At 34.4% G+C, this 26251-nt stretch carries 29 protein-coding genes; 22 read left to right on the forward strand and 7 right to left on the reverse strand.

Features of this window, described 5'->3' with window-relative positions:
• The first annotated feature begins 16 nt into the window (after positions 1 to 16).
• The 10 genes from H6W53_RS06140 to H6W53_RS06185 all read left to right on the forward strand — a co-directional run bounded on the left by H6W53_RS06140 (position 17) and on the right by H6W53_RS06185 (position 9698).
• Positions 17 to 1066, forward strand: coding sequence for a leucine-rich repeat domain-containing protein (locus H6W53_RS06140; RefSeq protein ID WP_185205236.1), 1050 nt, complete (start codon positions 17 to 19; stop codon positions 1064 to 1066).
• 363 nt (positions 1067 to 1429) lie between these two features.
• On the forward strand, positions 1430 to 3301 hold the full coding sequence (locus tag H6W53_RS06145; protein WP_185205237.1) for a hypothetical protein: 1872 nt from the start codon (positions 1430 to 1432) through the stop codon (positions 3299 to 3301).
• Positions 3302 to 3379: 78 nt separating this feature from the next.
• Positions 3380 to 4249, forward strand: coding sequence for a hypothetical protein (locus tag H6W53_RS06150; RefSeq protein ID WP_185205238.1), 870 nt, complete (start codon positions 3380 to 3382; stop codon positions 4247 to 4249).
• Positions 4249 to 4845: a hypothetical protein gene (locus H6W53_RS06155; RefSeq protein ID WP_185205239.1), complete on the forward strand. Its 597-nt coding sequence runs from the start codon at positions 4249 to 4251 to the stop codon at positions 4843 to 4845. The genes H6W53_RS06150 and H6W53_RS06155 overlap by 1 nt, the downstream gene beginning before the upstream one ends.
• 185 nt (positions 4846 to 5030) lie before the next feature.
• A complete protein-coding gene (locus H6W53_RS06160) occupies positions 5031 to 6338 on the forward strand; it encodes an ATP-binding protein (RefSeq protein ID WP_185205240.1) in 1308 nt (435 codons plus the stop codon).
• Between the two features lie 27 nt (positions 6339 to 6365).
• A complete protein-coding gene (locus tag H6W53_RS06165; protein WP_185205241.1) occupies positions 6366 to 6935 on the forward strand; it encodes a hypothetical protein in 570 nt (189 codons plus the stop codon).
• A complete protein-coding gene (locus tag H6W53_RS06170) occupies positions 6932 to 7372 on the forward strand; it encodes a lysozyme (RefSeq protein ID WP_185205242.1) in 441 nt (146 codons plus the stop codon). Before H6W53_RS06165 ends, H6W53_RS06170 begins: the two co-directional genes overlap by 4 nt.
• A gap of 374 nt (positions 7373 to 7746) precedes the next feature.
• Entirely contained in the window at positions 7747 to 8148 is a 402-nt protein-coding gene (locus tag H6W53_RS06175; protein WP_185205243.1) for an RNA polymerase sigma factor, read from the forward strand.
• 150 nt (positions 8149 to 8298) lie between these two features.
• A complete protein-coding gene (locus H6W53_RS06180; protein WP_185205244.1) occupies positions 8299 to 8916 on the forward strand; it encodes a DUF4142 domain-containing protein in 618 nt (205 codons plus the stop codon).
• A 176-nt stretch (positions 8917 to 9092) separates the two neighbouring features.
• Positions 9093 to 9698 (forward strand): hypothetical protein, encoded by a 606-nt coding sequence (locus H6W53_RS06185; RefSeq protein ID WP_185205245.1) that lies wholly within the window; start codon positions 9093 to 9095, stop codon positions 9696 to 9698.
• Positions 9699 to 9800: 102 nt separating this feature from the next.
• Here the strand turns inward: H6W53_RS06185 and H6W53_RS06190 are convergent, their stop codons facing one another.
• The 7 genes from H6W53_RS06190 to H6W53_RS06220 form a co-directional block, all read right to left on the reverse strand.
• Entirely contained in the window at positions 9801 to 11171 is a 1371-nt protein-coding gene (locus H6W53_RS06190; protein WP_185205246.1) for a tetratricopeptide repeat protein, read from the reverse strand.
• A gap of 486 nt (positions 11172 to 11657) precedes the next feature.
• Complete coding sequence (locus tag H6W53_RS06195; RefSeq protein WP_087711166.1) at positions 11658 to 11990, reverse strand: transposase; 333 nt, start codon at positions 11988 to 11990, stop codon at positions 11658 to 11660.
• 30 nt (positions 11991 to 12020) lie between these two features.
• Positions 12021 to 12371: a helix-turn-helix domain-containing protein gene (locus H6W53_RS06200; protein ID WP_317169729.1), complete on the reverse strand. Its 351-nt coding sequence runs from the start codon at positions 12369 to 12371 to the stop codon at positions 12021 to 12023.
• Between the two features lie 284 nt (positions 12372 to 12655).
• Positions 12656 to 13228, reverse strand: coding sequence for a hypothetical protein (locus H6W53_RS06205; RefSeq protein ID WP_185205248.1), 573 nt, complete (start codon positions 13226 to 13228; stop codon positions 12656 to 12658).
• 82 nt (positions 13229 to 13310) lie between these two features.
• Positions 13311 to 17186 carry a DUF11 domain-containing protein gene (locus H6W53_RS06210; protein WP_185205249.1) on the reverse strand — a complete coding sequence of 1292 codons (3876 nt, stop codon included), beginning with the start codon at positions 17184 to 17186 and terminating at the stop codon, positions 13311 to 13313.
• 62 nt (positions 17187 to 17248) lie between these two features.
• A complete protein-coding gene (locus tag H6W53_RS06215) occupies positions 17249 to 17776 on the reverse strand; it encodes a hypothetical protein (RefSeq protein WP_185205250.1) in 528 nt (175 codons plus the stop codon).
• Between the two features lie 365 nt (positions 17777 to 18141).
• Positions 18142 to 18411, reverse strand: a complete 270-nt coding sequence (locus tag H6W53_RS06220) for a hypothetical protein (RefSeq protein WP_185205251.1) — start codon at positions 18409 to 18411, stop codon at positions 18142 to 18144.
• Between the two features lie 101 nt (positions 18412 to 18512).
• Between H6W53_RS06220 and H6W53_RS06225 the strand changes: the two genes are divergently transcribed.
• The 12 genes from H6W53_RS06225 (at position 18513) to H6W53_RS06280 (ending at position 26094) form a co-directional block, all read left to right on the forward strand.
• Entirely contained in the window at positions 18513 to 19184 is a 672-nt protein-coding gene (locus H6W53_RS06225; RefSeq protein WP_185205252.1) for a MarR family winged helix-turn-helix transcriptional regulator, read from the forward strand.
• A 4-nt stretch (positions 19185 to 19188) separates the two neighbouring features.
• Complete coding sequence (locus H6W53_RS06230) at positions 19189 to 20658, forward strand: phytoene desaturase family protein (protein ID WP_185205253.1); 1470 nt, start codon at positions 19189 to 19191, stop codon at positions 20656 to 20658.
• Positions 20659 to 20660: 2 nt separating this feature from the next.
• Positions 20661 to 21497 carry a phytoene/squalene synthase family protein gene (locus H6W53_RS06235; protein ID WP_185205254.1) on the forward strand — a complete coding sequence of 279 codons (837 nt, stop codon included), beginning with the start codon at positions 20661 to 20663 and terminating at the stop codon, positions 21495 to 21497.
• 26 nt (positions 21498 to 21523) lie between these two features.
• Complete coding sequence (locus H6W53_RS06240; RefSeq protein ID WP_087711149.1) at positions 21524 to 21994, forward strand: SRPBCC family protein; 471 nt, start codon at positions 21524 to 21526, stop codon at positions 21992 to 21994.
• Entirely contained in the window at positions 21994 to 22452 is a 459-nt protein-coding gene (locus H6W53_RS06245; RefSeq protein ID WP_185205255.1) for a sterol desaturase family protein, read from the forward strand. The genes H6W53_RS06240 and H6W53_RS06245 overlap by 1 nt, the downstream gene beginning before the upstream one ends.
• A gap of 2 nt (positions 22453 to 22454) precedes the next feature.
• Positions 22455 to 23162: a lycopene cyclase domain-containing protein gene (locus H6W53_RS06250; RefSeq protein WP_087711145.1), complete on the forward strand. Its 708-nt coding sequence runs from the start codon at positions 22455 to 22457 to the stop codon at positions 23160 to 23162.
• A 175-nt stretch (positions 23163 to 23337) separates the two neighbouring features.
• Positions 23338 to 23667 carry a rhodanese-like domain-containing protein gene (locus H6W53_RS06255; RefSeq protein WP_185205256.1) on the forward strand — a complete coding sequence of 110 codons (330 nt, stop codon included), beginning with the start codon at positions 23338 to 23340 and terminating at the stop codon, positions 23665 to 23667.
• Positions 23668 to 23711: 44 nt separating this feature from the next.
• Entirely contained in the window at positions 23712 to 23948 is a 237-nt protein-coding gene (locus H6W53_RS06260; RefSeq protein WP_185205257.1) for a hypothetical protein, read from the forward strand.
• 24 nt (positions 23949 to 23972) lie between these two features.
• The gene (gene trxA / locus H6W53_RS06265; RefSeq protein ID WP_087711139.1) at positions 23973 to 24269 is read left to right on the forward strand and encodes a thioredoxin; all 297 of its coding nucleotides are present in this window, start codon (positions 23973 to 23975) and stop codon (positions 24267 to 24269) included.
• Between the two features lies 1 nt (position 24270).
• Entirely contained in the window at positions 24271 to 24972 is a 702-nt protein-coding gene (locus tag H6W53_RS06270; protein ID WP_185205258.1) for a thioredoxin domain-containing protein, read from the forward strand.
• Positions 24973 to 24975: 3 nt separating this feature from the next.
• Positions 24976 to 25560 (forward strand): TlpA family protein disulfide reductase, encoded by a 585-nt coding sequence (locus H6W53_RS06275; RefSeq protein WP_185205259.1) that lies wholly within the window; start codon positions 24976 to 24978, stop codon positions 25558 to 25560.
• A gap of 150 nt (positions 25561 to 25710) precedes the next feature.
• Positions 25711 to 26094 (forward strand): hypothetical protein, encoded by a 384-nt coding sequence (locus tag H6W53_RS06280; RefSeq protein ID WP_087711133.1) that lies wholly within the window; start codon positions 25711 to 25713, stop codon positions 26092 to 26094.
• Positions 26095 to 26251: the final 157 nt, after the last annotated feature.

Consider the following 26251-nt stretch of genomic DNA (forward strand, 5'->3'; position numbering starts at 1 on the left):
GAAATTTAAAATAACCATGACAGATTTTATAAAAAAACTGGAAAAAGAGGTTGATACTCAAATTATTCGTTCCAAAGAACACATCTGGGAAAATTATTATGATGTAGATGAAGATGGGAATATTAAAACATTATATTTAAATAAGGTTGATTTAAAGGATATTGATGTATTATTACCAATAGCAGACAGTCTTGTTAAATTAGCCATTCCATATTGTAATGTGGAAATGTTACGTCCATTAAATGCTTTTTCACGGTTAGAAACATTAGATTTAACCAGCAATAAATTACCGGAAAAATCCTTTAGGTATTTAGGAGATTTAAAAAGTCTGAGAAATCTGGATTTGGGAGCAACTGGACTTAAAGATACTTCTTTGTTGGGCGATTTAATTAATTTAGAAATATTATATATCAGTTGCAATCCGTATCTCGAAGTAAATGGTTTGGAACATTTAAAGTTCCTACGGCGGTTAGATGTCACTCTGACTAAAATTGATCATATAAAAAAAATAAATGTTAATGAAAATATCCGTTCTTTAAATATTGGAGAAACTAAAATTGAAAAAATAACCGATTTGGAGCGCTTTCCCTATTTGGAAGAATTGAGAGTAAATGGAACCTTAGTAGAAAAAATTGAGGGTTTGGATACCTTACGCAATCTCAAACAACTTCTTATTTCGAGTACTCATGTAGAAGAAATTGAAGGTTTGGAAAGCTTGAAAAATTTAGAAGTATTAGACTTAAGCCGTAATGAGATTTCAAAAATCAAAGGATTGGATAATTTGAAAAATTTAAAAAGATTAAATTTAAGTGAAAATAATATCAGCAAAGTGGAGAATTTAGATCATCTTATTAATCTGGAGTTTTTAACTTTCGAGATCAATAAAATTAAAGAGTTTGATACGTCTTTTTTATCTAATTTAGTTTCCGAATGTTTCATTTCCTTATGTTTTACAGGGAATTATATCAAAGAGATTAAAGATGTTCCAAAGAATGTTACCATTAAATTTGAGGCGGATCATTTTGTACCGAGAGTATTTCCTATGTCAAATGATTTGTTTCTATAATAAAAAGAAACTGTCTCAAAAATGAGGCAGTTTCTTTTTTTACACCCGAGTTTTTCATTTCTAATTTTTCTTCTTTTTAATTTTCTCAATAAAAGTTTTCATGTTCGTTTTCCTTTCGGATACTGCTTCATTTATTCAATATAAGTGTCTTATTTTCCTTTTGAAAAAACAGTAAAATTTCCCAGCGGTAAATAAAAGGCTTCTTAAGCTATACAAAATTTACGACTTACTGCAACTACAGAATGCAGGAGGCTAAAAACTTTAATAAGAAGAAAAAAATAAGGAATTTTGAACCCTCAAGTACAGATACTATTGGATCCAAATCAGCTGTGCTAAAAACTTAGAAAAGTTAAAAAATTAAGTATGGAAAAAAATGAATCAACAACAAAAGAAATTCTAAAATTCTATTTTGAGACCGGAAAGAAACCTACCGAAGCCCAATTCTCAGAATTTTTAGATTCTTACTGGCATAAAAAGGAAAGTATTCCTAAAGAAAAAATCGAAGGGTTAGAAAATCTGTCGTTAGACTTTGATCTTCTGTGGTCACCTACCAGCAAAAAATTGTCATTAACAGATGCTCAGGGAAATGTATTGTCGGAAATTTCTTTGCAGTCTCTGGATAATGAAGGGACAGATTTAAGATATAATACGGCTACAGCCTCATTAGAACTTTATAATGCAGACAATGAGCTTTTAGACAGCATTTCAGTTTCGGATTTTGTGAATAATGTAGGTACGCAACTGGCTTTAAATTCCAACATTTTACAGTTAAAAGACAGCAAAGGAAACGTATTGTCTAATGTGATGTTTGCAGTTTCTAACATTGGAGGATTGCAAACCGCATTAGATGCTAAAGCAGAAAAAACAGTAGCTATCAATACTGTTTCTCCGTTACAGGGAGGAGGCAATTTATCGTCTGACAGAACATTAAGCATATCTCAGTCTAATACGAATACTTCAGGTTATCTGAGTAATACAGACTGGAATACATTTAATAATAAATTTGATAAACCTTCCATGGGAGCGAATTATCTCGGAAGATGGAACGGCTCAACATTTATTAACAGCCTATTACAGGATAACGGAAACAGTTCGGGAATTGGAAGTAATAACTACAATAATATTATCTGGTCTGTTGATTCTTCTTCTAAAGCAGCGCTTATCGCTCCAAGAATGACTCAGGCTCAAAGGCTTGCGATTTCTTTAGGAACTATTCAGGCGGGAGCTGTTGTTTATCAGACTGATGGCACAGCCGGATATTATCTCTGGAACGGAAGTTCATGGGGAACTTTGGGAAGTAATATTGCTACCGCAGATCTTACCAATACTCAGGCAAGAACTTTCACTCAGAATGCGGATTTTACATGGAATACTTTAGGAAATGCTTATTTTTTGAAAGGACTGAAGGATGTAGGCAGTGATTACAAAGACCATCCCAAAGTTTTAAGAATAGACTCAAACACAAAACAGGTTGTAGAAGGTGATGCTTTAGTAGTAACCATACCGGATACTTTACCTAACCCTGTTACACCAACATCACAAACTTTAAATATAGTTCACACTTACACAAACAGTCCTACCGCATTAGATACCAATGTAAAGGATTTAAATGAATTTATTATGAATATAGGGAATTTAAAATTTACACATTTAACGGTAGACGATTGGAATTTGATTAATGCTTCTAATAATACAGCATCAGCTTTGTCTGCAAATGGTGGAATAGTTCTAAAAACAAACAATAGTAATTATAATACATTTTCGACAGATGAAATAATGGCTTGTGCTTATCCTAATTTGATTTTACCATCTAATAAAAACTGGGTTTTTGTTATAGGTGGTAGCGTTGGAAATGAAACATATGAAGGAAACAGAGGAACAATAGGTATGGCGTCTTCTGATGCAACTTCTAATATAGGTATTATTGACAGTTTCATATCCTATTTTACTACAGGAGTAAACTGGAATGGTTACTATAATTCTATAAATTTCACTCCGTTAGTTTATAATCAAAATTATAATACAATTTCAAAAAGTGTCAATAATACAATTATTTTTACAAAAGTAGGGAACATATTAAACATTACTGTTAGAAGCGGTAGTGATGTCAAGACAATGAATACAGATATTACTGGAGTAGGTACAATGAAACCTTTGTGTTCTATTAGAAAAGGTTCATACTCTAATCTTAATGTTTGTAGTACTGATTTTGGAAAATACTGGATCGAATCTTAAGAATATAGAAATAAAATACTTTCACAAAACTGAAAATATCATTTTTGGCAAGCCAAAATATAAAAACATTAAAAAATTATGGAAAAGAATAAATTAGCTACCAGAGAGCAGCTAAAAATCTACTTTGAAAAAAATAAATATCCTACTCAAAGCCAGTTTGCAGAATTAATTGATGCATTTAAACATAGAGAAGATATCCCGACAAATAAAGAAGCGGTAATTTTAGCTAATAGTTTGGCATCAATTGATAACGCATATTTAGCATATCATGGATACAATTTCGGAAAAGAAAAAATTTTGCTAACAGTTAATTCTCAAGATGAAGGAGAGCAACTAATTGATGTTAGTAAAACGAATAATTATCAGGAACAAAGAAAGTACTTTTTTGGTACTGCTCCTTACTCAGTTAAAATAAAAAAGTTTCAGTTGGATGAACTTGCCGAAACAGAATACTATTATTTCAACTACCAGATTAATCCTAACTCTAATTCTAGCTTCACTGTGGAAAGAATTATAGGAAATAATTTGCAGGTATTACCTGAAGGATTTGATTTAGGAACTTTTAATGACAAAATTATTTTGACGTTCTCCAAAATAGATTTTGGTCAGAAAATAAACATCATTAATACCAATATCAAATTTATTAATAATACTAATGTAAATATTATGTATAGAGCTCATGCAACTTATTGGGGAAGTTTGTTTTCAAATGGAGACAGTGTTACTAATCACTATAATTTATGGGATAATCTTTATTTTTTCTATAAAGCTGATCTCAAAGAAATTAATCAACATATTGAATGTAAAGTTTACAATGTAGACAATAATCAGCTTATAATGACGGGATACTTGTATGCAGGAGAAAATAATGAAAATGGTTGGGGTGGTGATGTGGCAATGGGAATCAGAAATATAAGAATTGAATGTAATTATCAAAATCAAGACTAATGAAATTAAAAATATTTGAACAAAACCAGCATCTTAAAGATCTTACGCCTTTTGAACTAATGGCAAAAGATATCACCATTCTGAATGGAATCGTTAAAGGGGAACCTACTTATGAAAAAGGAAGAAAAGCCGTTGCCGGTTACTATTTAGACAAGGAACAGACGAATCTGGCAATTCAGAAAATCTTTTCAGATGAGCTGGATGAAAACGGATTTTTAAAAGGATTAAATATCCTCATTAAATGGTTCGATATCTATGAAAATCCTGTGCTTATTAAACGTGTGTATGTACCTCTTTCTGTTTCAGAAAGTGCAGAATTGGTTATTAAAAGGCGTAAACGGATGATCGATTATCTTAAAGAATCCGGCGTAAGGTTAGGCGTAAAACAGCATATTGATTCCCTTTTCAGCTATTACTCAAATTATCAGCAATCCGGAATTACAAAAAATCTTTTAAACAGCTTCATCGAAAACGGAACAGAGGAATTAAAAGACGCGGTTCTTAATGAAAACAATGAGGAAATCGCAGGGATTCTTAATCATATTTTACCTACCGGAACTACCATTAAAGAGTCATTATTGGATCCAATTTCATAACGTAAAAACCATTATATCAATTGTAGAATTTTAGGCTTAGATTTTTATAATCTAAGTCTTTTAAGATCAACTCAAACAATTTTAAAAATACGAATTGCAACTCTGCTGCAACTACAGAAACTGTCATCCAAAAAGCAAGGATTTCTCCCTGAAAAAGGTGAATTTTGAGGTTTAAAATGACAAAAATGCAACCAACACAACTACAACATTTATTCATCCATTTAGAAAGCGTTATTACTTGGCGTCTTAATCATCCGGAAGATGATTTCACTACTGCTCCCGAATTTAATCCATACGATTACAAAAACTTTCATTTGGGAAATTATATTCTGGAAAAAAAGCTTACACATGAGGAAATTATTATCCTTTTAATGGCTTTGCTGCCAAGACTGGAACCTTCCTTGCTGAAAAAGATTTATCTGGAATTTCCTGCCGGTTCATTATTCGATTTTTGTTCGGTTAATGAAAATGGCAGACTTTTTAATCCCACGATTCAGTCAGTACAGTATATTTTAGGCGGAGAAAATATTCAGCAGAGACTGAAGGCATTAGATAATTTTAGCCAGATTTCAACACTTGTAAGAGAGGAACTTATTGTTTTTTCAGGACAGGAAAGCACGTCCATAAACAGCCAGCTAAACATTCATCAGGATGCTTTTGAGGCTTTAATGTTCGGAACAGAACTGCTTCCTAAAATGAGTAATGATTTCCCGGCAGAGCAGCTTCATACAAGCAGAACATGGGAAGATCTAATCCTTCCTCAGGATACTTTGGATGAGCTTCAGGGGATTGAAGCGTGGTACAACAGCAGCAGAATTCTTATGGAAGACTGGGGAATGCAGAAAAAACTTAAACCGGGTTTCAGAGTACTGTTTTACGGAGATCCGGGAACAGGAAAAACCCTTGCTGCAAGTCTTTTAGGGAAATATACGAAAAGACCTGTTTTCAGAGTGGATGTTTCCATGCTCGTTTCCAAATATATTGGTGAAACAGAAAAACAGCTCGCCAAATTATTTGATAAAGCGGAAAACAAAAACTGGATCCTGTTTTTTGATGAGGCAGATGCTATTTTCGGGAAAAGAACCAACGTTCGCGATGCGCATGATAAATATGCCAATCAGGAGGTCTCTTATCTGTTACAGCGAATAGAAACCTTTTCAGGACTTATTATTCTGGCTTCCAATTTTAAAAATAATATGGATAAAGCCTTTACGAGACGTTTCCATAGCTGTATAAAATTCAATAATCCTGGATATGAAGAACGTCTGCGCATATGGCAGCATAATCTACCGCAGCAATTAGATCTTGGAGATATTAATCTGGAGCAGGTTTCCAGAAGATATGAACTTACGGGTTCTAATATCATGAACATCATTCAGGATGTTTGTCTGAAAGTAATTTCGTCGGAAGAATCCGGTTACAGAGCAAATTCAGAGATGCTGCTTGAAAGTATCAGGAAAGAATATTTAAAAGAGGATAAAATATTTTCTTAACAAAATTGAACTTTAAATACCAACATCATGAATGCAAAACATTTACTGCTGATTGCCTTAATGAGCATCGTGTCTGGCTGTAGAACTAAAAATAAATTGATCACTAATTATGAAGAAAAAAAGCAGGAATCAGAACTGGTAAAAATAGATTCCCTGAGTACAAAAAGTCAGCGGTCAGTAGAGAACAGTTCTTCAGAAACGCTTTCAAAAAAACGAAAGGACGAACAGTCCGGAGAAATATTAATCAAGGGCAGATCCGATCAAACCAGTCCTTTTGTTTATCATAATATTGTAGGGAAAGATACTCTTCAAAGTATTTCAATTGTAGGGAATGCAGAATATATCATCAATACCCATTATGCAAAATCGGACAACAAAATTTCTGAGACAAAAAAAGAACAGTCAGTAACTCTTCTGCGGAATAATGATCGAAAAGTTATTTCCAGAGAAACTCAAAAAGAGTCTGATCTTACAATTTCTGCACAAACAAAAAAAATAAAGGTGACCGGATTTCAGGCGGGAGCATGGATCGTAATTACCATTATTGCAGGAATTTTAATACTGGCATTTTTCACCTACAAATATTTTAAAAAATGAAAACATCACCAAAAGGAATACAGCTCATTTTATCATTCGAAGGTTTCAGTGCAAAACCTTATCTGGATTCTGCGGGAATTCCGACGATCGGTTACGGAAACACCTATTATCCGGGAGGTAAAAAAGTGACCATGAAAGATCCGCCGATTACAAAAGAAAAAGGAGCAGAACTGTTTGCATCAGTTTTACCAACGTATGAAAAAATTGTGTACGGAAAAATTAAAATTCCCCTTACACAAAATCAGTTCGACGCGCTTGTTTCGCACACCTACAACACAGGAGGTTCCGATACATTGTTTTCGTTAATCAACAAAAAAGCAAATCCGGAATCCATCAGAAACTGGTTTGTTACAAAATATATAACAGCGGGCGGAAAAGTTCTCGCAGGTTTGGCGAGAAGAAGAAAAGCTGAGGCGGATTTGTTTTTTGGGAAGTAAATAAAGGTTAGGATTGAATGTATGTTCATTAGAAGATTGTCTTTCAGGCAATCTTTTTTTATATACTAGAATATCGAAACCAAAGCCAAAGTCTTATATTTTAGTCAATAATTCATCATATTTACATTATGTTGTAGGCATCGTTTTTAAAGAATTTCAAGTTTTAATTTCATAATTTTTCAAAATTAAAATTTTTAGCATAGCATTTGTATAATAGATTGTATCTGATCGTTCAGATAGAAATCATAAAATTTTATTTATAGAGTGTAGAGATTTGTCAGTTGAGTTGATGTTCTGTTCTATCATTTTAAGTTTCTAATGACGTTGGATGACGTGAAAATGAGTATTATTCAATACAATAGCGTAACCACCAAATGACAAAATTGAATACCAAAAACAGCTCAGATGCCGCCTTGTGTCTTTTGATAAGGAAAAACCGGCAGCAGGGATTTGAGAAACTCTATAAAAGTTATGGCTGTATATTATATGGTCTTGCTCTGAAATCGGTTTCCTCCAAAGAACTGGCAGAAGAAATCGTACAGCGAACTTTTCTGAATGTCCTGAAAAAGATAGATTTTTTTTCGGATCAGAAATATTCCTTCCACATCTGGATGATCCAGAATCTTATTGCGGCCATTAAAGAACTCCTTACCGAAAAACATATCGAATACAATTTTACTTTACATCAGTTTCCTGAATTCAGTTTCGAGCTGAAGCATCATATTTCTCCTTATTCCTTCCCCTCTTCTTCCCAATCCGAGATCAGCAGTTTATGATTTTCTGAAAATATTTAGCCTTAATCAAAAACTGTGGTATCCGTTATTTTAATATCAGGATTTATTTTAAGTTTTTGGCAGACAAATTGTTACATATTTGAAATCAATTAAGAAAACATCCGAAAATCAAACCACAAATATAATGTCATTATGAAAAATTCAATCTTAAGTATTCTTGCCATCGCAGCGATGGTAGCGTGCAAAAAAAATGAAACCACAAATGTAGACACTTCCGCAGACAGCACAGCAATGACGGCTCCTGCAGATTCCGGAATGATGAACAACGATTCTGCTACAACTGCAGCGCAACCTGCGGTAAACGCCTCTGCTTCTCTCAGCGATCAGGACAAAATGTTTGCCGATGCCGCTGCAAAAGGCGGAATGATGGAAGTGATGCTGGGAAAACTGGCTGCAACCAATGCTGAAAGTGCTACCGTAAAATCTTTGGGAGAAATGATGGTGAGTAATCACACCAAAGCTAATGAGGAACTAAAAAAATGGGCAATGACGGTAGGCTATACTTTACCGACTGCTATGGATGCCGATCAACAGAAAATGTATGACGATCTGAAAGCCAAAAAAGGAAAAGATTTTGATAAAGCGTATGCAAATCTTATGGTAAGCGATCATAAAGAAGATATTGCGGCATTTAAAAAAGAAGCTTCAGCGGGTTCTGAAGCATCATTGAAATCTTTTGCAAGCGCAACGCTTCCAACGCTGGAACATCATTTGATGGAATCCGAAAAAGCGATGATGGCTGTTAAATAAGAAAGATCAAAAAAGAACTTTTAAGAAGATCCTCAGAATCTATAAAATGATTTTGAGGATATTTTTATTTGAATTTTTGAAAAGGAAAATTTCGACATTTAAATTTACTATGATCCTGCTCATAATGATTTAATATCCAGATTTTTAAATTTGTAAATAATCACAAAGAAAGTAGTATGAAGCCGAAACAGATTCCGGGAGTTCCGATCCAGAAGAAAGGCGGATTCCAAGATACAGAAAGTACCAAACAGTGTAAGATTTTAGATGTTAACGCAAAATTTGCTGTTCTTAAAGAGCGTTTTTTCTCCATCAATCGCTGGAAAGAATACTGTGGTAAAGCTTCTGCTGATTTTAAACATTTTGATGCTTCCGGAAACGTTGCAGACCGAATTCCCAGAAAAGGCGATTTTATAAGAATTTCCATTCCGGGTCCCGGAACGGTGGAAGCTAAAGGATATGATTGGGTGGAGATCATCAATATTTCTCACAGAGATACAGACAGAAGTGAATCGTATCTGATGATGTGCAGACCTTCCAAACAGCCAAATAAGCTGAAAAGTCATATTGCCCATTTTTATACTCCTGCAGCAACATCCAACATGCTGATTTCCAGAGAAGGTAATATTTTAAAAGCCGCAATCTACGGCAGGAACGAAAGTCCTAATTTCAATGCGTCTTTTTGGGATAAAGTAAGAAATTTTTTTATTGCTTTAGGCGGAATTTTCGGATTCGGGAAAATGCAGTGGAAGATTCTCACGGACGGATTACTTGATTTTGATTAAAATTATTGATACACTTGTTTTTTCACCCATTTTACTTTTCTATTGAACTCCTCAAAAGCTTGAGGAGTTTTGGTTTAATATGTTTTGAAGATAAATTTAGAATCAGTACAGTTTTTTTCCAAGATTTTTAAACCACAATTCCGTAGTTTCTTCCGCCGGAATATTCAGTTTGGTTCTCAGGTTATGCTTTCGGTTTCGTACGGTACTCACTGTGCGGAAAGTATAGTTAGCAATGTCTTTTGTATTAAAACCCAGATAGATGAAAGCACATAAGGTGAGTTCTGAGACCCTTAATTTGGGATTAATCTTCAGCAGTTCATTCACAACTTCAGGATAAACCTCCTGAAAACGGGTGAAAAATTCTGGACTGTTGCTTTTGGCAAGCTCGATGATATCCTCAAAAGATTCATTTACCTTTTGCTGAAGCTGCAGATTTTCTTCCTCTTTTGTATTTATCAGTGCAATATTTTCTTTTTTTCGGGCATTATGTTTTTTTAAAGTATAAAGATATATCGCTATAAATAAGAGAATCGTCAAAGCAATGAAAAAATACAGTTTGGTATACGTTTTCTGATTGCTGATTTCTTTTTCCTGAATGATTTTTTTTACGGGGAAATCCTGTATTTTTTGTTTTTCAACAGAAAGACTGTCGTTAATCGTGGTATATTTTTCTAAACTTTCAGTAGCTTTATCTGGCTGATTCATCAGTTTATAAGCATCCGCCAAAAGTCTGTGGGTATCTTTTATATCTTGAGGTTTGTTCAGCTTTTTGGAAATTTCAAGAGATTTTTCAAAATAGGAAACTGCATTTTTATAATCTCCCTTTTCTAAATAATATCTTCCCCAGTTCCGGTCTAAGATTGATCTTTCGAACGAGGTTATTTTTTTAGAAAGATCGAATTTTTCTCCCAGATCCAAATAGAATTTTGTAGAATCTGTATTTTTTTTGAATGATGTAAAATATTTGGCGAGTCTTGAAGCGGTGTATGCTGAAGGATTTGCTTCGTGGGCTTTAAAAAGATCCGAATACATTTTGGAGTAATTTTTTTGCTCTTCATAAACAACGGAACGCAGACTGTAACAATACTCCAGATTGGGCTTGCTGTTGCTTTTTTTCGCGGCATCTATAGCTTTCTGATAGTATTCCAGAGCCAGCGCATAAAATCCGAGATTTTTATAATTTCTTCCATATTCAGCGTTTATTTTTGTGAAAACATCGTCATTATTCAATGCTTCATTTTTTTTTGAAGCAATATCCAGAAAAGCAAGACTTTCCTTTGTTTTATAAAGGTTACTCGATACATTGGCTGCAATAATGTAGGTTTTTAGAGCTTTCTCTTCGTTTTTCAGCCGTTCATATCCTGAAATTAATTCTCTGCATACAACCAAAGACTCGTTCAGTTTTCCTTCAGAACGCATTACCAAAAGACGGCTGAAAAGGGAATCAAGTTGCTTTTTGGACTTTTGACCCAAAACAAAATTTGAAAAGAGTAAAATGACTAAAAAAATAATGCTTTATTTGAATTCATAAATTAGTACAATCATCACAAAATAAAATTACTTAAAATTAACAGTATTCAGTTATAATTTAAAAAAAGACAGATTATTAAACCTGTCCTTTCCGGATATTCCTTTAAATAGATTTGATTTTCGTGAATACAGAAAAACGTAAAGTACATTTTTCTTTTTTTTCAGACAGAATTTTTATCCATTTCTCAGAAAATAATTTTCTTTAAAAAATTAAAAAAAACTTCCTATAAAAAGCAAAACTTTCTTCTGAAATGAAAAAAGTTTTGCAACGTGATTATTGGATTCATTTGTGATTTACCTCCTTTTTTGTTGTTTGCAAAGAAAAATAATCTTTTGTGATAGCTCAAAAAAAATAGGCATCTATTCTGTATCTATTTGCTGTAATGTTTTGAAAATCAGTTTTTATTTTTTTGTTTTACGAAACTTTTTTTAAATCAGATTCTTTTTTTCGTAAAGTTTCCATTTGTAAATTGTATTTCTGCTTATCTTAAATTGAAGGGAAGTTTCAATATTATTCAGATTATTTTTTTTCTGGTATTCTATAATTTTTTTTATATCAGACCTCTTATAGGATTTGTGCTTTTGATTTTCGTCTTTTTTCTGAACTTCTTTCCCGAAAATAATTGTGTTGAGGTTGATGATATCAAAACTTGACAATGTTTTTTTTCTGAGAATTTTTTCACATTCTTTACGTTTTTCAGGATGTTTTTTCTCCAGAATATCTGAAAATATAAGTTTATAATTGGGCTGGATTTCCTTCATAATTATGGGCTTTTTATTTAAGAATTGAATCTATTTATTAATCTTTTCATATTTATTAATCCATTTGTATAAAGTGGTTTTGGGAATGCCGTATTTTTCGATAACCTGACTTCTGCTAAGCTCTCCGGAATTGATCTGATCCAGAATAAAATCTATAATTTCTTTGGTATAGATATTTTTACGAAAAGAAGGAAGGCTGGATCTCTGGGTTGTTTTTTTTATCAGATTCAATGCGGAGGTAGGTGGAGAGTACAGGATTAAATGTTGGCTGTAAATCCTGAAGAAATCGTATTCCAGAAGTTTGCACCATTTCAAAATGGTAATTGCATCTATGCTTTCTGAAGTCAGCATTTCTTCAATTTCATTTTCTGTCTTACCCATAAAATTGCAAATTCTTGTAAGATCTATATTCGTCTCAATAATCCTCTGATTGATGAGCGAGCCAATATGAATATTTTTAAAGTTCAAGTTGTGTTAATTTTTGATTTAATGACCAAAATAAGAGCAATATTTTTATATAGTGAAAAAAATACCCATCTATCAGGATTCTACATTTTTATATGAATGTTTTTTAAATGTATGTTTGCTCTCTTATTTGTAAAATTCCGCTTTAATAGTAGCTAAAACGTACTTTTATTTAATTATAAAAAATACTGGATTTATTCTTAAGGCTTCCAAAACGTCCATTTCTGTCCGTTGAAAATAATCAGTCGGTGTTTCGTTGCATCTGTTGGATGTTTAAGAAATGCCATCATTCCTGGAGACGGATTTTTAATATTGGTAAAATTGGAGACTATTGGTAAAACCAATGCTTTATTTGGGGAATCCAATACCAGAACACCGTCCGTAGATGTGCCTGAATTTCCGATAATTGCCCTTGCTCCGTTGAAATCATTTAAAGGTAATGCCTGTGGTGTTTTTACTGTATTTTCTATTACGGTAGAGTAGCCGGAACGAACGCTTAGATCTGTCCAGCCTGTATTTTCATTTTTAACTTTTATTTTATACTCTGTATTTGAAGAAACATCAAAAATAAAGGTTCCTCCTTTAGAATTATTGGTTCCTGAAGGTAAGGTTTCTGTATAAGGAAGAATAATCCCTTTGTCGTTATCTGTCCCGAATTCTAAAAGAACGGAAGTGCTGCTGACATTACCTACAGAATTTGCAGATCCTATTCTTACCTGCGAAAAAACTTTTCCAAATATGAAAACGAATAATATAATTGCGGTCTTTTTCATTGTTTAAAATTTAAATTAATAAAAACGATAATAAAAGCAACCGGATAAATCATCATTTAAACGGTTGCAAAAAATGAGTGAATTAAGGACAACCTTGTGTGCTGAAACATTTCCATCCTTCGCCGGCTCCGGCTCCCATATAAATTTTCATGCATCCTGCACCTGCATTTTCATCGGTATCGAAAACCATCATTCCGACAACCGGAATGGCAATCGTAGTTTCCGGACTGGAGTTTCTTGTAATGACGAAACCTTTTGTTTTGGCTTCTAGTGCAGTATACGCTGAATTTCTGATCATCGGCCAGCTTGCATTGCTTCCTCCGGCTCTGCCCAAAACTGTAATTCCCTGCTTTACAGGATAAGTTTGTCCCGCTACTAAAGTCGGATCTTCATAGCAAATACATCCTTTTACCATTGTATTCTGAGAACTTCCTATGCTTTGTCCCGTTGCATTGCTATATCCTGTAGGCAATGATGAAAATTGCGGAAGGCCAATATTAATTCCTGTTGTGCTTACACATGTTGCAGAAGCACAGAGATTTTGGTTTATGGTTGTGCTGCCTCCGCTGAGTGATCCTCCTGCTGTAACCAGTTCAGAATTGGCAATATCAGCTCCTCCTTCGCCTGCATCAGAACAGCCGTCTGCATCAGAATCTAAGTCTAAATAATCCGGAATACCGTCGCCATCAGTATCACTGCATGAGTTTATTACTATAGATCCCATTCCAAGATCTCTTACTTGAGAACCGTCACTGTTAGCTATAAAAGTAAATACCAAATCCCCTGAAACAGGAGTGCCGTTTGGTAAAGCAATAATAAGATTGCTGTTCGCGGATTTTGTAGAGTTTGATGTTACTAACGGAAGGGAAGCTATATTTACAGATGCTCCGTTATTAGCTGTAACTACAGGCGATGTTGTATTATTAACAGTAGCGGATGAAATTGTTGCGTAAACTGTTCCTGCATACGAAACGGTGAAGGTAAAACCTCCTGTATTATTACCTTGTGTGGTTCTAAACCAATATAAATTGTTTAGATTGATAAAAGTAGTACCGAAAACACTGGATATGTTTCTTGATAAAGTAGTTGTAGTTCCTGCATCTCTTCTAAATTCAAGACCATTGGTGTTAAGATTAACTCTTCCCGTACCTGAACCCCAAGTACCGCCATATGTACCATCAACAGTCCAGTCAGGTACTGTATCTGTATTACCACCTGTAGTTGGAAAAGTACTATTAAGAATGCTGCTTCCGCTGCATTCTGCCGAATCCAAAATTCCATCATTATCATCGTCTACATCGGTACTGTCTGGAATTCCGTCTCCATCCGAATCTGGATTTACTGTTGCTGTTGAAGAATTGTTTGCGGAAACAGGATCAGCCTGTGTAGATGTTCCGCTAATTGTAGCCGTGTTAGAATAGTTTCCTCCTGCTTTTACAGTTGCTGTAATGGTAAGTGTTGCATTAGCTCCGTTTGTTAGGTTTCCAATAGTCCAGTTCGGAGCTGTCCATGTTCCTGCAGAAGTTGTGGCGTTTACGAAAGTATAACCCGAAGGTAAAATGTCATTTACTACAACATTACTTGCAGAATCCGGACCTACATTACTTGCGGTAATGGTAAAGATTACATTGCTTCCTACTCCTGCTGTTGGACCGTTTACCGTTTTTGTTACGGCTAAATCTGCAATTATTGCCGCAGCTCCAAATTCTGAAGTATTTCCATTAGCATCAATAGCTATTGCTACTAATTTATCACCTGATGAAAATGTAGCTCCTGAAACAAACGTTACCGTCTGATTGCTAAAAGCATTTGCTACTCCTGTAATGCTTCCTAAATATTGAATTCCCTCACCGTGACTGGTTACTCTGGTACAGACTCCAGCTGTAATGGCTCCGTTTTGGTCGCCATCATCAGCAACTTTATAAAACTGAATGGTTTTATTTCCTGCAATGGTAGCTCCCGCTGTAGATTCATTTCCATTACAAATGCTTATATATCCTGAAACATCCAGAGTTGTAGCAGATGTAATGCTATAACCAGTAATTACAGGATAATCCAGTAATAAATTAGGCTGATTGGCTGTTGTCACCCCATCATTGGGTGATACTCCATAATCATTCGCAGTTCCGTTCCAACTTGCCAAATCTATAGGTAACCCCGTATTATTATAAAAAACATTTCTTGAGATTCTGTTGTTATTGGATGCATTGGCGGCGACACTACTGCTATTGGTAATCATCACACCACCGCGTATCGTTGCTCCGGATTTATATCCATTATTGGCAATAATATTAGCTTCAATATCATCCCTTGTGTTATCATCATTAGATCCTATAATATTATTGTTAGCACCATTTCCATTTGAGTTTACATACACTCCTGCATTTCCGTTTCCTAAAGCGGTTGTTCCGTTTGCTCCTACACCTATATAATTTCCTGCAACAATATTATTACTTACTGCAAAGTTATTGGATGCTAAATAAACTCCGGCTCCGTTAAGATTTCCGGAAATTATATTTCGTTCGGACGCATCTTCAACACCATCACTGTCGGTTCCTATCCTGCAATTTGTAACACTGTTTAAGCTTACTCCGGCTCCGGTACTAAAAGTTAGTGCTGTACTATATGTTCCGTTTGGTAATGCTGTATTTCCTGTGGCATCAACTCCTATATAATTACCTGCGACGACAATATTATTTGTCCTTGTAGCTAAAGTTGCACCTGCAAGAGTAGCAGCAACAACAGCTCTGCCACCATTACCAGAAATTACATTTCTTACAAAAGGCGCGTCAACAGCAGTATGAATTCTGTCGTCAAAACCTATAACAATATTATTAGGTGCAAATAATCCTGCTCTTTGCTGAATATTAATTGCGGGATAAAAACCATCTCTAGTAGCATTTGGTTTTGCTACAGTACCTGTATAATCGGTTCCTATATAGTTACCTGCAATGTTGATTCCGCTTCCACTTTCTATAGCAATACCATAATTAGTACCTCCTGAAATAATATTTCTTTCAGCTTCATCAGAGATTCCGTTAGCATCAGTTCCAATTACAACATTAGTTCCAGTTGTTCCGATAAATGATATTGGCATTCCTTCAGCAGCAGGTACGTTTTGTCCGATTGATGAAACCGTTGTGCCATCTGGTAAAAGTCCGAAATAGTTACCTGATACTTTGCTGTTGTTTAATATTAAACCCACATCTCCATAAAAAAATATTCCGTTAACACTACCGCCGGCAACCGCATCACGATAAGTATTGGCAATAACATTGCCTTCATTAACATCATTTGTACCACCATTTGATCCTCCATCACCGTTAGTTCCGATAATTAGATTGGAAATAGTTGCAGTTGCAGAAGTCGAGCCAATGAACAGAGCTGATGATTCTAATCTGGTGTCGGCTGGATTAGCACTAACACTACCGTTTCCAAGCAATCCAAAATAGTTTCCCCAAATATGCAATCCGTTAATACTCGCCGGTACGAAAATACAAACTCCTTTGGTATTATACATTGCCAAACCACTGATGGAAGATCCGTCTGACCCGCCAACAAACGCAAACATATGGGAGGTAATATCATTTCCATTAATCTGAATTCTGATACTGCGACTGCTTGATGGTCCTAAAGGACCTTGAACTGCAGAGGCTGCCGTATATCCTCGAATACTTACTTGCCCTGTAATATCAGGTAGAGATGATGTTAAAGTAATTGTATGAGTCCCGGTTCCTAATCCACTAAAAGTAATGATATCAGCTCCGGGATTCGAATTAGCTTGTGTAATGCAGTATCTTAAGGTTCTTACTGTTGAGGAACCAGTTCCGTCTCCATTGTTATTTACATCATAAGTCGCTGCTTTCAGGCTGTTTATGTTGCTTAAAAGCAATAACATCAAAAATAAAGCAAAGCTGAATTTTTGATGTTTTCTATAAAAAATTGTAAAGAATTTCATTATTTTAAAAATTTTATTTATTGGTTATAGTCACCAAAATATTTCATCAAATTGTTTTTCATTTATATTGAAAGAATAGGAGGAGGTCTTACAGAAAAACATACGTTGGCTGGTTGAGAGAAAAAATGAAAAATTTTTGATTTTAAAATTTTTACTTCACTGTAATCATAATCTTGGTTTACAATATATTTTGTTACATCTATGTCTATAACTTTAAAAACTTGTGTAGATGTTAAAGCGTAATTTTGCCTCTTAATGGTTTGAAAGTGATTGTTTGTATTGGGTAAATCTTTAAAATTTACCTCGGTAGATTCTTTCTTTTCTATTTTTTTCCCAACTGTACTTTTATTTGCCGAATCATGTTTTCCTGAACTACTTTTATGTTTTGTTCTTCTTTCCCTGAGACTTTTTTTGCTGTTTTTTTCAGACAAAATTTTAACAGATAATTTTTGATCTATCGGAACAGTTGTTATAACTGAGTCGAATAATGATTCTTTTTCTGCATAAATATATGTTCCTTCTGATACGAAAATCTGAGAAGGACAGAGCTGAACAAGCAGTAATATAAAAACAGTAAAAACTTTTTTCATTTTAAAAAGTTTTTTGCAGATGGATAAATAAAATGGGACAATTGGAACTGATTATGTTTTCTGGTTCAAAGGAACGCAAACAAACCTGTTTAAACACAAAAACAGCCTATCTATTGTGTATCTATTTTATTTTAAAGTATTGATTATTAATTGTTTGTTTTTTTAAACTAATATAATTAAGATCTTGTCTTTCTGTTTTGTTTTTGTCTTTTTGAAAAATTGAATTGGAGTTTTTCTGAACTGTTTTCCAAATTATAAACAATGCAGAATTGAGATGTTTTACATCGGGAATTTTGAGATTGGAAATAAAAAAAGCATTCTGAAATTTTCAGAACGCCTTCATAATTTTGTTTTATCAGTTGTTTCTATGAAATCTCAGAAGCAAACATTTCTTTATTAAGATGCGCAATATGTGCTTTCAGAAAAGCATGAAGTTTGGGATTTTCTATAATGGAATCGGAAAATGTAGGGACGATCATAGACTTATTGGAAACAATGTTCTGCATTATTTCGTATTCTTCGCCGAAAAATATTTCAAGTCCGAATTCCTTTTTTACACAGGAATGCAGATAATCATTAATATACTTTTTATAATCAACAGAAACTGTTTTTTCCGCTTCAGAATCATTTTTCATACCCAGATCTTATAATTTTTAAAGGTAATAAAAAATATTTAAGTGTATAAATATTTATTACTTTAAATTAAATAGTATATTTGTATACTAATTTTTACAAAATGGAATATTCTTTGATTAAAGACATAATAGGATTATTAGAAGAATTTGAAACAGAAAATTCCGGAAATGTATATTCTAAAGATCTTCATGGATTTAAATCCTGGATATTTGATAAAGAGTCTTCTGAAAATAAGGATAAGCAGAATGAACCCTACTGGGAAGGAAAAGAGAATGGAAGAAGTCCTGAAAGTGCTATTAATACACTTTTGGTTCATCTCAACAGATATGCAAAAACTTATTCTAAATCTGCAATTGCGGATTCCGAATTTTCTACGCAGGAAGAATTTATATATCTGATTAATCTGAGAGCTTTTGGAAGAATGACCAAAACTGAGCTGATTAAAAAAAATATTCAGGAAAAACCTGCGGGAATGCTCATTATTACAAGATTATTAAAACAGGGATGGATCGAGCAGACCGAATCTGATGATGATAAGCGAAGTAAGTACATCAGCATCTCAGAAAAAGGGAGACTGGCTTTGGAAAAACAAATGGAGAAGATCCGCACTGCTACAAATATTGTTGCAGGAAACCTAAATCATACAGAAAAAATGGAACTTATACGTATTCTGAACAAACTTGATCGTTTTCATCATCCAATATTTTCCAGAAATATTGATAGCAAAGATCTTATTAATACGGTTTATCAGGAATACACATTCAAAAACTAAAACTATGAGCAAAAAAGTAGCAATTATCGGTTCAGGATTTTCCGGCTTGTCGGCAGCTTCCTATTTATCCAAAGACGGATACGAAGTTCATGTTTTCGAAAAAAACAGTGGAGTGGGAGGAAGAGCCAGACAATTTACAACGGATAATGGTTACGTATTTGATATGGGACCAAGCTGGTATTGGATGCCCGATATTATCGAAGCTTTTTTCAACGATTTTGGAAGAAAATCTTCAGATTTTTATGACCTTATTCCTTTAAATCCTCAGTTTGAAATGGTATTTTCAGACGGAGTGATGGGAATTCCGGAAAGCTATGAAGAAATGAAAAACCTTTTTGAAAGTATTGAAAAAGGAGCAGGAAAGCAGCTTGACGAGTTTATGAACGACGCACAGTACAAATATGAAGTCGGCATGAAAGACTTTGTCAATAAACCCTGCCATTCATGGTTTGAATTTGTTTCTCCTAAAATTGCAAAAAGTGCTTTAAAATTAGATTTACTGACTAATTTTCAGCGTTTTGTAAGAAAATATTTCAAAAATCCTAAGCTTATTATGCTGATGGAATTTCCCGTAATATTCTTGGGAGCAGCACCAAAAGATATTCCGGCTCTTTACAGTTTAATGAATTACGGCGGTTACAAATTGGGGACATGGTATCCGATGGGAGGTTTTGCAAAAGTTACACAGGCAATGATGCAGATCGCTACCGAAAACGGAGTGCACTTCCATTTCAACTCCAATGTAGAAAAAATTATTCTTGAAAACAATAAAGCGGTCGGTCTGAAAATAAACGGTGAGGAATTAAGATTCGACACAGTCATAGCTTCATCAGATTATCAGCATACCGAAACTTTACTTCCGGAATCTCACAGAAATTATGACGAAAAATATTGGGAAAAGAGAGTATTTGCTCCTTCATGCCTTATTTATTATTTAGGTTTTAACGAAAAAATTCCTAATCTTACCCACCACACTTTATTTTTTGAAAACGATCTTGAACTTCATACAAACGAAATTTATGAAGATAAAAAATGGCCAACCAAACCATTGTTCTACGCTTGCTGCCCTTCTAAAACCGATAAAGATACCGCACCGGAAAACGGAGAGAATGTATTTCTTCTGATGCCTGTTGCGCCGGGAATTGAAGATTCTGAAGAGATGAGAGAAAAATATTTCCTTGAAATGATCTCAAGACTGGAAAAACATACCGGAACTTCAGATCTTATTGCTAAATTAGAGTACAAAAGAAGCTACTGCGTAGAAGATTTTAAAAAAGATTATAATGCATACAAAGGCAATGCGTATGGTCTTGCCAACACCTTATCACAAACTGCAGTTTTAAAACCTTCTGTAAAAAACAGAAAAGTTAAAAACCTTCTTTATACAGGTCAGCTAACGGTTCCGGGACCCGGTGTTCCGCCGTCCATTATATCAGGTAAAATAGTCGCCAGAGAAGCAATTAAATTGAATTAACTATGAAAAAACTTTTTGATGACCTGTCTTATAAAATCAGCAGGGAAACAACCAGACAGTACAGCACCAGTTTTTCTTTAGGAATTATGGCGCTTTCTCCGAAAATCAGGAATCCGATCTATGCTATTTACGGTTATGTGCGTCTTGCCGATGAAATCGTAGACAGCTTCCACGATCATGATAAGCAGAAACTTCTTTCAAAATATAAGGAAGAAACTTTCAGTGCTTTGGAAGATAAAATTTCTTTGAATCCGGTGCTTCACTCTTTTCAGGAAACCGTACATCAGTATAAGATAGATCATGCGCTGATTCATCAGTTTCTGAAAAGTATGGAAATGGATCTCCAGAAGATTGATTATAATTCAGATTTGTACAAAGAATATATTCTGGGTTCTGCGGAAGTGGTAGGATTAATGTGTCTTCATATTTTTACAGAAGGGAATATTGATGAATTTGAAAGGCTGAAACCATATGCCATGACTTTAGGATCGGCTTTTCAGAAAGTGAATTTCCTTCGCGACATGAAAGATGATTATCAGATTTTAGGACGTTCTTACTTCCCAAATGTTGATATTTCATACTTTGATAATGCAGTAAAAGCTCAGATTGAAAAAGAAATTGAAGAAGAGTTTAAAATTGCACTGGAAGGCATCAGAAAATTACCTCCATCCTCAAGATTCGGTGTTTATCTGGCGTACAGATATTACATTTCACTTTTCAGAAAAATAAAAAAAACGTCCGCTGCCAAAATTATCAACCAGAGAATAAGAATTTCCAACGGAAAAAAACTTTCTCTGATGATGAGCAGTTATGTACAATATAAAACTTCTTTTTTGTAGATATATTTACTTTACACCCTTGAATAATGAGACACAGACTATACAGAGAACAGCAGTTGAATTGTGATATAGAAACGGCATGGAAATTTTTTTCTTCGGCAAATAATCTTTCCAAAATAACGCCGAAAGAAATGAACTTTGTTGTCCGTACCAAAATGGAAAATGACGAAATCTACGAAGGAATGAATATTGATTATTATGTTTCTCCTTTGTTCGGAATAAAAATGAAATGGAGAACGAAAATTATTCAGGTAGATTATCAGAAGAGTTTTACGGATTTTCAGGAACAGGGACCTTATAAGCTGTGGCATCATCATCACGAGTTTATTCCCAATGAAAATGGTATTTTTATGAAAGATACGGTGGATTACGAACTGCCTTTGGGATTTTTGGGAGAAATTGCACACACTGTTCTGGTAAAGAAAAAAGTGGAAGATATTTTCACGTACAGATATAAGATTTTGGAAGAGATGTTTAATAAAAATACAGCCAAATAATGAATTTTCTAATTGTAGCTGCCACATTCTTTATTATGGAAGGAATGACGTGGATTATCCATAAATATGTGATGCACGGTTTTTTGTGGTCACTTCACAAAGACCATCACGATCACAGCAACGACGGGCCATTGGAAAAAAACGATTATTTCTTCGTTATTTTCGCTGTTCCTACGATTATTCTGATGTATTACGGAACCATGCAGAATTTTAACCACTGGTTTTACATCGGAGTCGGAATTGCATTGTACGGAATGGCTTACTTTTTCGTCCATGATATTTTCATTCATCAGCGTTTTAAAGTTCTTCGAAATACGCAGAATCCTTATCTTCTGGCGATAAGAAGAGCGCACAAGCAGCATCATAAACATACAGGAAAAGAAAGAGGGGAGTGTTTTGGATTTCTTTGGGTTCCGATAAAGTATTTCAAAATGTATTTTAAAAAACAAACCACCTGAAAATGCAGCAATATACCTATCTGTTAGTTAATTTTTTTACAATTATTGTCTGTTTCATCTTTTCCTTTCATCATAAGATAAAATTCAACAGACATTTTAAAGCATTTATTCTTGCTTCCTCTATTGTAGCCCTGTTTTTTATCATCTGGGATATCTGGTTTACCAAAATAGGAGTGTGGTGGTTTAACGATAAATATCTTATAGGACTCAGGATTGTTAATCTGCCGATAGAAGAAATACTTTTTTTCTTCTGTATCCCTTTCTCCTGCATGTTTACCTACTTCTGTCTCGATAAATTTTTTAAGCTCGACTGGAAACCGGAGATGGAGAAAATATTCGTTATTTTTTCTATCGTTACTTTAATTATTCTTGCTTTGTACTGTAGAGACAGAATCTATCCGTTTATGACGTGCTTAACGACGGCGATCAGTATGTTTGTACTGTATTTCATACTAAACGCAAGATGGATTGGCAAAGCCTCTTTTATTTATCTGATTTTAATGCCCGGTTTTTTAAGTGTCAACGGAATTCTTACCGGTACAGGATTGGATTCTCCGATTGTAAATTATAATCCGGAACATTTTCTGGGAATCAGGATCTTAACCATCCCGATTGAAGATACGGTTTACGGTTATGAGATGATTCTCTGGAATATCTTCCTTTTTCAGAAATTTAAAAAGAAAGAGCAGGCAATTGAAGTAACTGCATAATTCTATCATCATATAATCTTCTCTAAAATCTATTTTTCAGGCCACGGTTCTTCGGAATCTGTGGCTTTTTTTCGTCAATCTTTTATCAGAGTAATTTAGAAAAATACTTATGTAACAAAAGTAGCAGTAAAACAGTTTTTTAATCCTGAAATTTGTCCTTTTAAATAATGTACGAATGAACTTATTATCCATATTATTTGGCAAAAAAGATAACTCCGCACTGGAAAATGCATTGAAAAACAATCCTTTTCTGGTTGATGTGAGAACTCCTTCCGAATTCGCTTCAGGAAGTGTAAAAGGCGCACAGAATATTCCTCTGAGCGAGATTAAAAATCAGATTTCAAAGTTTAAAAACAAAAGCGAGATCATTGTATTCTGCAGAAGCGGAAACAGGAGCGCCATGGCAAAAGGAACACTGGAAAAAAACGGTATTTCAAATGTGGTGAATGGCGGAAGTTTAGAAAATGTGGTAAAAACAATGCAGAAAATCAAAAATATAGGTTGATTTTCAATGAGAAGGAAATCTACGGTAAAATAAAAAATCAAAAAATGTTTCACAATCTATTTAAAAACTGGAACTTTGTAAGACTTCTGCGGTTGGCAATGGGAATATTCCTCACCATTGAAGCGGTAAAATCAGGAATGTGGTTTCTGATCATTACAGGAGTGCTTTTTACAGTGATGCCATTGCTGAATATCGGATGCTGTTCAGGAGGAAGCTGTTCGGTTTCCGCCAAAAATCATAAGCAGATTAATGATGAAATTGAATATGAAGAAATCAAATAAAACCATTAATAAACAAAATAGAATATGAACAAATTTCAGGAAATCATCAGTCAGGATAAACCCGTTTTGGTAGACTTTTTCGCAGAATGGTGCGGTCCGTGCAAAATGCAGGCTCCCATTCTTCAGGATCTTAAAAAAACAATCGGAGATTCGGCAAATATCATCAAAATAGATGTCGATAAAAATCAGGCAGTTGCAGCACAGTTCGGAATCAGAAGCGTTCCTACTTTAATGATCTTCAAAAACGGAGAAGTGAAGTGGAAACAGTCCGGAGTATTTCAGGCAGACGAATTGGAAAGATTAATAAAACAAAACATTTAAAATGTACAGAAACATCATCATTGCATTATTTTTAGTAGTCATTACAGGATGCGGAAAAGCACAAAGTATAACAGATAACGTACTTCCCGCAACCGAATTTTCCCAGAAACTCGATAAAACCAAAGATGCACAGTTAGTGGACGTAAGAACCTCAGGAGAATTTAAAAACGGACATCTGAAAAATGCAATGAATATCGACTGGAACGGAGGAGATTTCACAGAAAAAGCTGCCGCTTTAGATAAAAATAAACCTGTTTTCGTTTACTGTATGAGCGGACCGAGAAGTACCGCCGCCGCCGCAAAACTAAGAGAATTAGGCTATAAAAACGTCTACGAATTGCAGGGCGGAATGATGAAATGGAGAAACGCAGATCTTCCCGAGATCAAAACTTCAACCGCAAAAGGAATCACTCTTGCACAATACAATGATTTGTTGAAAAGCAAAACGCCCGTTTTGGTAGACTTCTATGCAGAATGGTGTGCTCCGTGCAAAAAAATGGAACCTTTCCTTAAAAAAATGGCTGCCGAAATGCCGGATAAAGTTAAGATCGTAAGAATCAATGTTGATGAAAACACAGAACTCTGTAAAGAACTCAGTGTTTCTGCACTTCCGGTTCTCAAACTTTATAAAAAGGATAAAATCGTTTGGGATAATCTGGGATTGGTAACCGAAGATGAGGTAAGAAAACAGATTGCCCAATAAATCATGGATAAATCTCTTCTGTGGATCAGAAAAAACTGGAGTACAGTGATTATGATTGCTGTACTCATCCTTTTGTGGGTAAGTCCCGATGCAAAAGCGTGGGTGATGAGACAGATGATTTTCACCGGATTATTCAATTCGAAAATCGAAGAAAAAACAGAAAAATCTTCACTTCTACCGCCGAATTTAAGTGTGAAAAATGAAAATGGAGAAATAATTGAAACTTCTCAGCTCAGAGGAAAAGTAGTTTTCATTAATTTCTGGGCTTCGTGGTGTCCTCCCTGTCGCGCAGAATTTCCCTCCGTTCAGAAATTTTATGATGCTTATAAAACAAACCAAAATCTGGTGTTTCTTACGGTAAATCTTGATGAAGAATTGATCTTAGGAAAAAATTACCTTCAGAAAGAAAAATTCAGCATTCCCTTTCTGGTTCCAGACAGCAGTATTCCCAAAGAATTATACAGCGGCTCTCTTCCTACAACCGTTATTTTAGATAAAACAGGGAAGATAAGAATGCATCATTCCGGAATGGCAGATTACAGCAAAGACTCTTTCTATAAGGAAATTGAAACGCTTTTGAAAGAATGATTTAAATAAAAATAACCTTAGCGATCCTTCGTTAACAATCAATGTCATTAATAACGGATAATCAATAAATCTTTTGTGCCTAAGCAAAAAAATTCAGGCAGACTATAATTTAAAACCATTCTTAACGAAACATTTTATAATTTTGCAGAAGTGAAAAAACTGATCTCGATACTATTGCTTAGTTTATACTTGGTTTCTACAACCGAGCTCTATCAGTTTTTGAAAATTCCGGTTCTTATTGAGCATTATCTGGAACACAAACAGGAGAATCCGAAGCTCACCATTGGTTCATTCTTCAAAATCCATTACGATAATCCGGTAAAAGATTCAGATTATACCAAAGATCAGCAGTTGCCGTTTGTTTCCCACGCAGCGCATCTTATCATCGTATGTACACCTGCGACACCCTTTACGTTTCAGTTGTCCGACAAAGAATCCAACCCGATTATTAAGTCCAAACAAACTTTTTACAAAAGCATCTTTTACAATAAAGATATTCTCAATTCCATTTGGCAGCCGCCGAAATCTTGTTGATTTTTTTCTGAATTATTCTCAAAAACTGTTTTGAGAACGTTTTGATATTAAGTTAATCAACGATAGGTTTATTAATTTTTTATCAGACGGTCAAACTTATTTATTCATAAGCATTTGCTAGAATCGTAAATTCAAATAGAGGTATTTATCTATAACC

The sequence above is a fragment of the Chryseobacterium sp. C3 genome (assembly GCF_014218905.1).
Lineage (GTDB): Bacteria > Bacteroidota > Bacteroidia > Flavobacteriales > Weeksellaceae > Chryseobacterium > Chryseobacterium mucoviscidosis.